8 protein-coding genes, 2 tRNA genes and 1 pseudogene are annotated in these 10,392 nt (G+C 66.6%); 4 read left to right on the top strand and 7 right to left on the bottom strand.

Annotation, left to right across the window (positions count from 1 at the left end):
• The first annotated feature begins 98 nt into the window (after positions 1 to 98).
• The 3 genes and pseudogenes from ON22_RS17900 (at position 99) to ON22_RS38550 (ending at position 1,929) form a co-directional block, all read left to right on the top strand.
• Positions 99 to 800 (top strand): IclR family transcriptional regulator, encoded by a 702-nt coding sequence (locus tag ON22_RS17900; protein WP_033241336.1) that lies wholly within the window; start codon positions 99 to 101, stop codon positions 798 to 800.
• A gap of 34 nt (positions 801 to 834) precedes the next feature.
• Positions 835 to 1,362: a pyridoxamine 5'-phosphate oxidase family protein gene (locus ON22_RS17905; RefSeq protein WP_033241335.1), complete on the top strand. Its 528-nt coding sequence runs from the start codon at positions 835 to 837 to the stop codon at positions 1,360 to 1,362.
• Between the two features lie 98 nt (positions 1,363 to 1,460).
• Positions 1,461 to 1,929, top strand: a pseudogene (locus tag ON22_RS38550) (phosphotransferase-like protein).
• Positions 1,930 to 2,913: 984 nt separating this feature from the next.
• Here the strand turns inward: ON22_RS38550 and ON22_RS17915 are convergent.
• From ON22_RS17915 to ON22_RS17930, 4 genes are all read right to left on the bottom strand, one after another.
• Positions 2,914 to 2,986, bottom strand: a tRNA-Glu gene (locus tag ON22_RS17915).
• 149 nt (positions 2,987 to 3,135) lie between these two features.
• Positions 3,136 to 3,207 (bottom strand) — tRNA-Gln (locus ON22_RS17920).
• Between the two features lie 327 nt (positions 3,208 to 3,534).
• Entirely contained in the window at positions 3,535 to 5,010 is a 1,476-nt protein-coding gene (gene gltX / locus ON22_RS17925) for a glutamate--tRNA ligase (RefSeq protein WP_033241334.1), read from the bottom strand.
• Between the two features lie 13 nt (positions 5,011 to 5,023).
• Positions 5,024 to 5,785 (bottom strand): fumarylacetoacetate hydrolase family protein, encoded by a 762-nt coding sequence (locus tag ON22_RS17930; protein WP_033241333.1) that lies wholly within the window; start codon positions 5,783 to 5,785, stop codon positions 5,024 to 5,026.
• Positions 5,786 to 5,972: 187 nt separating this feature from the next.
• Between ON22_RS17930 and ON22_RS17935 the strand changes: the two genes are divergently transcribed.
• Complete coding sequence (locus ON22_RS17935) at positions 5,973 to 7,199, top strand: MFS transporter (protein WP_197039602.1); 1,227 nt, start codon at positions 5,973 to 5,975, stop codon at positions 7,197 to 7,199.
• A gap of 131 nt (positions 7,200 to 7,330) precedes the next feature.
• On the opposite strand, the gene ON22_RS17940 is transcribed toward ON22_RS17935, so the two are convergent.
• The 3 genes from ON22_RS17940 to ON22_RS17950 all read right to left on the bottom strand — a co-directional run.
• On the bottom strand, positions 7,331 to 7,933 hold the full coding sequence (locus ON22_RS17940) for a Uma2 family endonuclease (protein WP_033241332.1): 603 nt from the start codon (positions 7,931 to 7,933) through the stop codon (positions 7,331 to 7,333).
• A gap of 106 nt (positions 7,934 to 8,039) precedes the next feature.
• Positions 8,040 to 9,047, bottom strand: a complete 1,008-nt coding sequence (locus tag ON22_RS17945) for a 3-isopropylmalate dehydrogenase (RefSeq protein ID WP_033241331.1) — start codon at positions 9,045 to 9,047, stop codon at positions 8,040 to 8,042.
• A 170-nt stretch (positions 9,048 to 9,217) separates the two neighbouring features.
• Positions 9,218 to 10,392 (bottom strand): NAD(P)-dependent oxidoreductase (locus tag ON22_RS17950; RefSeq protein WP_043740289.1); only part of this gene is annotated, 1,175 nt, incomplete at its 5' end.

The following is a 10,392-nucleotide window of genomic DNA, read 5'->3' on the forward strand; positions in this document are numbered from 1 at the left end:
GGCGGATACGCGCTAGCTGGAATATCGCGACCCCATCCCACGACCCACCTGGGCTGTTCGTGATGGCATCTCAGAATGCAGGACGCTAATATCGTTGTATGAGACAGCATAGCGGTATCGGCGTTCTGGACAAAGCGGTGGCAGTGCTGTATGCGGTCGCCGAGCAGCCCTGCGGTCTCAACGACTTGTGCGAACGCACCGGCCTGCCCCGCGCCACCGCCCACCGCCTCGCGGTCGGGCTGGAAACCCATCGCCTGCTGGCCCGTAACGGCGACGGCGCCTGGCGTCCCGGTCCCGCCCTCGGTGAACTCGCCGCCGGGGCCGCCGATCCGCTGCTCGAAGCCGCGAGTTCGATCCTGCCCCGGCTCCGCGAGATCACCGGCGAAAGCGTGCAACTGTACTGTCGCGACGGCAACCAGCGGGTCTGCGTCGCCGCCCTGGAACCACCCGCCGGGTTACGCGATACCGTGCCCATCGGCTCCCGCCTGCCGCTCACCGCCGGTTCGGCCGCGAAGGTCCTGGTCGCGTGGGCGGACCCCGAGCTGCAGCGCAGCGTGCTCGCCGACGCCATGTACAACGAACGCACTCTCGCCGATGTCCGCAAACGAGGTTGGGCGCAGAGCGCCGGCGAACGCGCGGCCGGGGTCGCGAGTATCTCGGCACCCGTACGGGATCAGCAGGGCGCCGTGGTCGCCGCCATCTCCGTCTCCGGCCCGATCGACCGGATGGGCCGCCGCCCCGGTGCCCGCTGGGCCGCGGATCTCGTCGCGGCCGCCGATGCCCTGCACCGCCGACTCTGAGCGGTAGGCAACCGCCGTCACTTATGGTGACCCCATGGGAGTGAACCAACGGTCACAGATCGTGATGACCGACGCCGAGATCACCGATTTTCTCACCCGCAGCCGCGTGGCCACCCTGGCCACCTTGGGCGGCGACGGAAAACCGCACCTCACCGCCATGTGGTACGCACTGATCGCCGATCCCGGCCGCCCCGGCGCCGTCCCCGAACTGTGGTTCGAAACCAAAGGCAAATCCCAGAAAGCCGTCAACCTGCGCCGTAACCCCACCATTACGTGCATGGTCGAGGCCGGCCAGACCTACGACACCCTGCGCGGGGTCTCCATCGAGGGCCACGCCGAAGTGATCGACGACCCCGAGAAGTTGTTCGCCGTCGGCGTCAGCGTCTGGGAGCGCTACACCGGCCCCTACACCGACGATATGCGCCAATACGTCGAAGGCATGCTGAACAAACGCGTAGCGGTCCGTGTGGTCCCCGAACGCATCCGCAGCTGGGACCACCGCAAACTGGGCCTCCCCGAAATGCCCCTCGGCGGTTCCACCGCAGGCGCCCTCGACGACTGATCCCGGCGCCCGGGTGTTTCCGATCACCCGGGCAGCCGACCAACCACCGGCCCAGGCGTGGTACGCCGGATGATCACCACCGCAGTCACTATGGGTTGATGAACGCGCAATCCGATTGGGCAGGCGAGACCGCTCCGGGCCGGATCGTGCTCCTCAACGGCGTCTCGAGCTCGGGAAAATCCAGCATCGCGCGCAGACTCCTGACCGACCTCGACCGCCCCTTCTTCCATATGAGCGTCGATATGTTCGGCGCCATGCGTTCGGAATCCCGGACCCACGAACTCCCTCCGAGCGACCTCACCGCGGTCCTCCGCAGGACTCGTGCCGGATTCCACCGCGCCGTCGCCGGTATGGCCCGGGCAGGACCGCGAACGCCGCCGCGCCGACCGGCCCACCGGCACAGCTGCCCGGCAGCTGGATTCGGTCCACGCCCACGGAATCTACGATCTGGAAGTCGATACCGGGGCCGCCTCCATCGAGAACTGCTCGGCAGAAATCAAGGCCTTCCTCGCCCGTCCCCCGCCGAAACGAGCCTTCGACCGGCTCCGCGCCACAACCGACCGCTGACCTCTGCGCCCGATCCCGCCTCGCCGCCGCATGGACCCCTCCGAGTCGGACCGAGCCCGCTCCCGTCGCCACGAGGAAATGCGTACGCCGGCTGTGTTGTTCATCACCCTCCGTGGCCAGGCCCCTGGCACCCCCTGTGCTCGTCGCCGACTCGCCGTGAGTCATACCGCACAACCGACCACAGTTCCGTAGCCGGTCTCCGTTCCGGATCCAGCAGCGCCCATTGCCGCGTCGGCACAACGCCGATTCCGGGCGCATCACGCCCCGGCGGCGTCGCCTCACCTCGATTGCCGACCGGTTCCAGCGCCACCGGCTACGAGGAGACCCGGACCGGCCGACCCCCGCCCACCAGACCCGAGATCAGGCGCGCCCGCCGCGCCAACCAGCACATTCAGGGCGCCGATCGGCAAGCTCCCGCAGCGCACGACCGAATGTCTCATCCGGCCGAAGCCAGGATTGCGGCGGCAGGTGAACCGACGATCATCAGCCGGCGGTCGTAGTGGTCGGCGGCCGTACGGATTCCTCGAACGGACCACTGAGAAAACCGACCGATAGATCACTGCCCCTGAAGACGCCGAACATGCAGCGAACCCCGCGCACCGCAGGTCGGGTGGCATCGGAACATCAGCCCTGGGCTACAGAACCTACGGGCAACCAGACCTATCCGGGTAACACCACCCACAGGGGGTCTAGGGGCGCAGCCCCAGCAAGACCTCGGTAGGAATCCGCCCCGATAGCGCTCCAGGACCCACCAGCCGAACGGCACATCCGCAGCTCACCGACCACAAAGCCTTACCCGAATGCCACCAACCGCAAAGGGTCCAGGGGCGCAGCCCCGGCAACACGTTGGTAGGAATCCCTTCACGGAGGGGGGTCCAGGGGGCGCCGAGCCCGCCTGGCCGGGGTGCGGGGGTTGGACCCCCGCAAAACATCGCGAATCAGCAAAGGCTCATGCTCTCCATGAGCATGAGCCTGCCAGCTGAGTAGCCCCGACGGGATTTGAACCCGCGCTACCGCCTTGAGAGGGCGGCGTCCTAGGCCGCTAGACGACGGGGCCAGGACTTTTGATCAACTCCTGGCTGGAGCGGATCGTGGATCTCTCGATCCGAAGCTCGATCAGCGTAACCGACCGGGCGGCGGCGACCAAATCGCCTGGATATTCGTTCCGCACCGCATCTGGAGGATGTAGTAGAGAGACGATCTCCGCTGGGGTACCAGGACTCGAACCTAGAATGGCTGAACCAGAATCAGCTGTGTTGCCAATTACACCATACCCCAATGACCTGGGCTTTCGGGTTCGTCGCTGGCTGCGGCGGCACCGTCGTTCCGGCCGAGAAAGAGAGTACCAAACTGTGCGGGTGAAACTACAAATCGCCTGGTCAGATCGGGGTTGAGGGGGTTGTTCGTGCTGTTTCGCGGTTCGTCTCGGCACGGGGACCGGTCGCGCCCACCAGGTTCACCCTCCGCCCCGGACAGCTTCCAGGGCTCGTGGATCGTTTCCGGCCGGAGGTTCCTGGCCGGGTATCGGGCTCGGCGTCGAGCAACCGGTGGGCAGCAGCCGGTGGGCGGGCCCTCGACGCGATCGCCGGGGCCCGCCGGGCCGGGTTATTCGCTCGGTGCGACCCATTCGCGTGCGGCGCGCAGCCGGCGCATGGATTCTTCCCGGCCGAGCAGTTCCATGGATTCGTAGAGCGGCGGGCTGATATGTGATCCGGTGACCGCGACCCGTACCGGCGCGAACGCTTTTCTGGGTTTCAGTTCGAGCCGCTCGATGAGTGCTGTTTTCAGCGCTTCTTCTATTTCTGCGGCGGTCCATGCGGTGAGTGGTTCGAGTGCGTCGACGGTCGCGTCCAGGACCGGCCGGCTGCCTTCGCCGAGATTTTTCTTTCCGGCTGCCGGGTCGATTGCGAAGTCGACGGCGGGAGCGAACAGGAATCGGAGCAGATCCCAGGCGTCGGCGAGTACTACTATTCGGGTCTGAACGAGTTCGGCAGCTTCCGCGAATACCTTTTCGTCGATTTCTTCACCGATATATCCGTGCCGGACGAAGTATTCGCGCAACCGTCCAGCGAAATCGGCGGGGGCGAGCATCCGGATATGTTCGGCGTTGATCGCGTCGGCTTTTTTCTGGTCGAAGCGGGCCGGGTTCGAGTTGACTTTGGAGATGTCGAAGGCGGTGATCATCTCGTCCAGGGTGAACACATCGTGGTCGTCGGCAATGCTCCAGCCGAGGAGTGCGAGGTAATTCAGCAAACCTTCGGGGATGAACCCGCGGTCGCGGTGCAGGAACAGGTTGGATTCGGGGTCTCGTTTGGAGAGTTTCTTGTTGCCCTGTCCCATCACGAAGGGCAGGTGTCCGAATTCCGGGGTGAAATCGGTGACGCCGATACGCCGCAGGGCGGCGTAGAGGGCGAGCTGGCGCGGGGTGGAGGAGAGGAGGTCTTCGCCGCGCAGGACGTGGGTGATTCGCTGGGTCGCGTCGTCGACCGGGTTGACCAGCGTGTAGAGCGGGTCGCCGGTACCGCGGGTGAGGGCGAAATCGGGGACGGTGCCCGCTTTGAAGGTGGTCTCACCGCGTACGAGATCGTTCCAGGTGAGATCGGTGTCGGGCATACGCAGCCGGACCACGGCACCGCGGCCGGCGGCTTTGTATTCGGCGATCTGTTCGGGTGTCAGGTCGCGGTCGTAATTGTCGTAGCCGAGTTTCGGATCACGTCCGGCCGCACGGTGGCGTTCTTCGACTTCTGCTGGCGTGGAAAAGGATTCGTAGGCTTCGCCGGCTTCCAGCAGTTTCTGCACCACATCGAGGTGGATATCGCGGCGCTGCGATTGCCGGTACGGCGCATAGGGTCCGCCGATTTCGGGGCCCTCGTCCCATTCGAGGCCGAGCCAGCGCAATGCATCCAGGAGCGCCAGATACGATTCCTCGGAATCCCGTGCGGCATCGGTATCTTCGATTCGGAAGACGAAGGTTCCGCCGTGATGTTTGGCGTAGGCCCAGTTGAACAGCGCGGTGCGGATGAGTCCGACATGCGGTGTTCCGGTGGGCGACGGGCAGAAACGGACCCGTACGTTTGTCATGTCTCTCTTTCGTTCAGCGTTTGGCGGCAACAGGATTGGTGAGTGTTCCGATTCCGGCGACGGTCACCGAGACGCTCTGGCCGTCTTTCATCGGGCCCACGCCTTCGGGTGTGCCGGTGAGGATCACGTCACCGGGCAGTAGGGTCATCACCCGGGTCACCCATTCGATGATTTCCGGAATATCGTGCAGCAGTAGTGATGTGGTGCTGCGCTGCTTCACTTCACCGTCGAGTTCGGTGGTGATCTCGAGATCGGCCGGATCGAGTTCTGTTTCGATCCAGGGGCCGAGCGGGCAGAAGGTGTCGTACCCCTTGGCCCGCGTCCATTGTCCGTCCTGGGCTTGCTGATCGCGGGCGGTGACGTCGTTGGCGACGGTGTAGCCGAGGATCACATCCTTGGCGCGGGCCGCGGCGACGTCCTTGCAGGGGCGCCCGATCACAACCGCCAGCTCGCCTTCGAAGTCGACCCGGGAGGAATTGGGCGGCAGCTGGATGGGCACGTTCGGCCCGATGATGGAGGTGTTGGGTTTGATGAAGATCACCGGTTCCTCCGGTGCCTGTCCTCCGAATTCGGCGGCGTGCGCCGCGTAGTTCTTGCCGATGCAGATCACCTTGCTGGCCAGGATGGGGGCGAGCAGGCGGATATCGGCCAGCGGCCAGCTACGGCCGGTGAACGTCGGAGTGCCGAACGGGTGTTCGGCGATTTCTTTGGCGGTCTCGCCGTCGATGGCGACGAAAGCGACCCCGTCGGGGCTGGCAACTCGACCTAGACGCATGCCCGAAGTCTATCCAGCCGGGTTCACCAGCCCGAATGCGCCCGACCGGTCGGCATGTGGGCCGGTGAAAAGCGTGACACCGCCTGGTACAACCGCGGCCGGCGGGTGTACGGTGGCCGAAAGTTCACGTTCTGAGAAGCGCTTCCCATATAGTGAGATGTGCTGCTGTATTCCGAGATGGGGAACTATGGCACCCAGTTCACCGGCGGCCGCCCGGGCCGCCGAGCCGGGACACCGGCCGTTACCGGTCTCCCCCGCACGCCGCTGGCTCATGCTCGCCCTCGGGGTGTTCGCCCAGACCTCGAGCGCGATCTTCGTCCATGGTGTCCCGTTCCTGCTGCCGGCACTCACCGCGGGCGGTATGCCGCTGCCGACGGCCGGCCTGCTGGTCGCGCTGCCGACGGTGGGACTGTGCTGCACCCTCATCGCCTGGGGGTATCTGGTGGACCGGCTCGGTGAGCGCATCGCGCTGGTGGCCGGCCCGCTGATCATGTGCGTCGCGGGCACCGCGGCCGCCTTCACGACGAGCTATCCCCTCCTCGGAGTTCTGCTGTTCCTCGGCGGTATGGGCGCCGCCAGCACCAACGGCGCCAGCGGCCGGGTGATCGTCGGCTGGTTCCCGCCCGAACGACGCGGCCTGGCGATGGGTATCCGGCAGACGGGTCAGCCCATCGGGGTGGGTATCGGCGCATTGTCCATTCCGCTGGTCGCGGACAGTGCCGGGGTGGCTTCCGCGCTGTTCGTGCCGGCGATCCTTGCGGGTCTGGCAGCCGTGGGCTGCTTGCTGGGCATAGTCGACCCGCCCCGCCCGTCGCGTGCCGAATCCACCGGCGCCAACCCGTACCGCGCCGGCAGCACCCTCTGGCGTATCCACGGAGTGTCCGTTCTGCTGGTCATCCCGCAGGGCACCGTCTGGACCTTCGCGCTGCTGTGGTTGCACCGCGATATCGGATGGTCGCTGGCCGCCGCCGGTGCCCTCGTCACCGGCACGCAAGTACTCGGCGCACTGGGCCGGATCGGTGCGGGCGCGTGGTCCGACCGCGTCGGCAGCCGGATGCGTCCCCTGCGCCTGATTGCTGTCGCCGCGGTCACCACCATGGCGCTGCTGGCGCTGACCGCCTGGACCGAATGGTGGTGGGCCGCTATACCGTTGATGGTGATCGCCTCGGTGGTTTCGGTATCCGACAACGGCCTGGCTTTCACCGCCATCGCCGAACTCGCCGGGCCCTATTGGAGCGGCCGCGGTCTCGGTATCCAGAACACCGGCCAGAACCTGATGATCGCCGCAGTCCCCCCGGTCTTCGGCGGCCTGATCACCGCCACCGGTTTCCCGGCCGCCTATCTGGCGGCGGCCGCCTTGGCCGCTGTAGCCATCCCACTGGTCCCGTTCGCTTCGGAGAAACCTCTCGAGTAAACGGAGTTGCCGGCCGCCCGAAACTTCCGGTGGCGATGTCCACGAGCCGGCCGTGGCCGTCACCGGCTCGGGGCCGGTAGCCATCCGGGGTACATAAGCCCCGGCCGATCCGGTCTACGGAGAAACCTCGATCAGATATCGATGAGATCCGCGGGATCGAAGCACACCCGAACCGGGACGTCGAGCTCGAGTTCAGCGGTGAATTCCCGGCTTTCGCCCACCGGCGGCTCCCACCGATAGGCGCCCCCGTCAAGAATTCCCTGGTGGATCTGAATCTTGGGCTGGTGTTCGACGATCCAATACTGCGGGATGCCCAATCCCGCATACTCCCGCACCTTGCGAACCCTGTCGGTGCGTTCGCTGCCACTTCCCGGCGAGACCACTTCGACCACGAGCTGCACGTCCATGCCGGGGATCAACTTGGGCGACTCGTCGACTATGGCAGCTCGTGCCACCGCCTTGGGGATGACAAGAACATCGGGTTTACGGACGCCCGACGGCGTACTGATCTCCCACTCTCCGCCATCGCAGACGAACGCGTCTGCGTTCTCTGCGGCGCTACGGATCCGCCGAGCGAGCGACCAGCCGATGTAGTTGTGTCGTGCCCCCGCTGCCACCTCGACCAACCACCCGTCTTCGAGTTCGAACCCCTTACCGTCTTCCGGCAGGTCGTAGAGATCCAGCACCGTGTACGGGCCGAAGCCTGCATCACTGGTGGCGCGCCGCGCGGTCATGCTGCCCTCCAAGCGCTCGGGCCGTCCATCGGGGATACGCCCAGGTATCCCCGATGGTATCGGAGTTGCACACCGATTTCGTTGCCGAAAGTACGGAACTTCCAGGTCAGAGCGCGGACGCGATCCGATCGCCGATTTCGGTGGTGGAGGCGGTGCCGGTGCGACCCGACAGATCCTTGGCGACCGCTTCCTGGATGCGGGCGGCGGCCGCGGTTTCGCCCTTGTGCTCCAGCAGCAGACCCACCGAGAGGATCGCGGCGGTGGGGTCGGCTTTGGACTGGCCGGCGATATCGGGGGCGCTGCCGTGGACCGGTTCGAACATGCTCGGGTTGGTGCCGGTGGCGTCGATATTGCCGCTGGCGGCCAGGCCGATACCGCCGCTCACCGCGGCGGCGAGGTCGGTGATGATATCGCCGAACAGGTTGTCGGTGACGATCACGTCGAAGCGGGCCGGATCGTTGACCATATGGATGGTGGCCGCGTCGATGTGCTGGTAGGCGACCTCGACATCGGGGAACTCGGCACCCACCGCGTCCACCGTGCGCTGCCACAGCGAACCGGCGAAGGCCAGGACGTTGGTCTTGTGCACGAGGGTGAGGTGCTTGCGCCGGGTCTGCGCCTTGGCGAAGGCGTAGCGGACCACGCGTTCCACACCGAACCGGGTGTTGGTGCTGACCTCGGTGGCGACCTCGTGCGGGGTGTCGACGCGGATGGCGCCACCGGTGCCCGTGTAGGGGCCCTCGGTGCCCTCGCGGACGACCACGAAGTCGATATCTGGGCTACCGGCGAGCGGGCTGCCGACGCCCGGGTACAGCTTGGAGGGCCGCAGGTTGACGTGGTGGTCGAGCGCGAACCGGGTGCGCAGCAGCAGGCCGCGTTCGAGGAGGCCGCTGGGCACCGAGGGGTCGCCGATCGCGCCGAGCAGGATCGCGTCGTGCTGTTTCAGTTCCGGCAGCACCGATTCCGGCAGGATCTCGCCGGTGGCGTGGTAGCGCTTGGCGCCTAGATCGTATTCGGTGCGTTCCACACCGGGTAGCACCACATCGAGCGCTTTGAGCGCCTCGGCGACGACCTCCGGGCCGATACCGTCACCGGGGATCACGGCGAGCTTCATGACAACCACGCTTTCTGGATACGACGTGCCGCGAGCGGTCGCGGCCGGCGGGCCGGGTGCGGCCGCCGCTGGGAAGTGATTCTGCGCCGGTCCGCCCGGGTGCGAACACCCGGGCGGACTCGTACGACGTGCGCGCCACCTATCGCCTGCGACGGCGGCGCACCGCTACATCAGAACAGGTCGACCAGCGCGACCTTGCCGGCACCCACGGCGGCCGCGATATCGGCGCGCACCGATTCGGGGACCTCCTTGTTGACACGCAACACCACGGTGGCGCCTTCCTTGTTGGCGTCCTGGGTGAGCTGGGCGGCGAGGATATCGATCTCGGCGGCGCCCAGTGCGGTGCCGACCTTGCCCAGTGCGCCGGGCTGATCGTCGTAGTTGAGGACGGCCAGGTTGATGCCTTCGGCGCGCATATCGTAGTTGCGGCCGTTGATGTTGACGATCTTCTCGACCTGGGCCGGTTCGGTGAGCGCGCCGGCGACATTGATGGTGCGGCCGTCGCCGAAGACCGCACGCAGATCCACCAGGCTGCGGTGGCTGGGGCTTTCGGTGGCCGTGGTGACCTCGGCGCTGATCCCGCGGTCCTGCGCGAGCGCCGGGGCGTTGACGAAGGTGACCTGATCGTCGACGTGGGCGGAGAACACACCGCGCAGCGCGGCCAGTTGCAGCACCTCGACCTCCGAGGCGGCCAGCTCACCGCGGACCTGCACCTCGAGGCTCACCGGCAGTTCGTCGGCCAGCGCACCCAGCAGCGCACCCTGTTTGCGGACCAGATCCAGCCAGGGCGCCACTTCGTCGCCGACCACGCCACCGGTGACGTTCACCGCGCCGGGCACGAATTCGCCGGCCAGCGCCAGCAGTACGGATTTCGCCACATCGGTGCCGGCCCGGTCCTGCGCTTCGCTGGTGGAGGCACCCAGATGCGGGGTCACCACGACCTGCGGCAGTTCGAACAGCGGGCTGTCGGTGCAGGGCTCGGTTTCGTAGACGTCGATACCGGCGGCCCGCACATGGCCGGACTTGATGGCCTCGGCCAGCGCGGCCTCGTCCACCAGGCCACCGCGCGCGGCATTGACGATGATCACGCCCGGCTTGGTCTTGGCGATAGATTCCTTGCCGAGCAGGCCCTTGGTCTCCGGGGTCTTCGGCAGGTGGATGGAGATGAGATCGGCGCGCTCCAGCACCTCGTCGAGGGTGAGCAGTTCGATCCCGAGCTGGGCGGCGCGCGCCGGGGAGACGTAGGGGTCGTAGGCGACGATCTTGGTTTCGAAGGCCGCGAGGCGCGCGGCGAACAGCTGCCCGATCCGGCCGAGGCCGATCACGCCGACCGTTTTGCCGAAGA

This window comes from Nocardia carnea NBRC 14403 (genome assembly GCF_000308515.1).
Taxonomy (GTDB): Bacteria; Actinomycetota; Actinomycetes; order Mycobacteriales; family Mycobacteriaceae; genus Nocardia; species Nocardia carnea.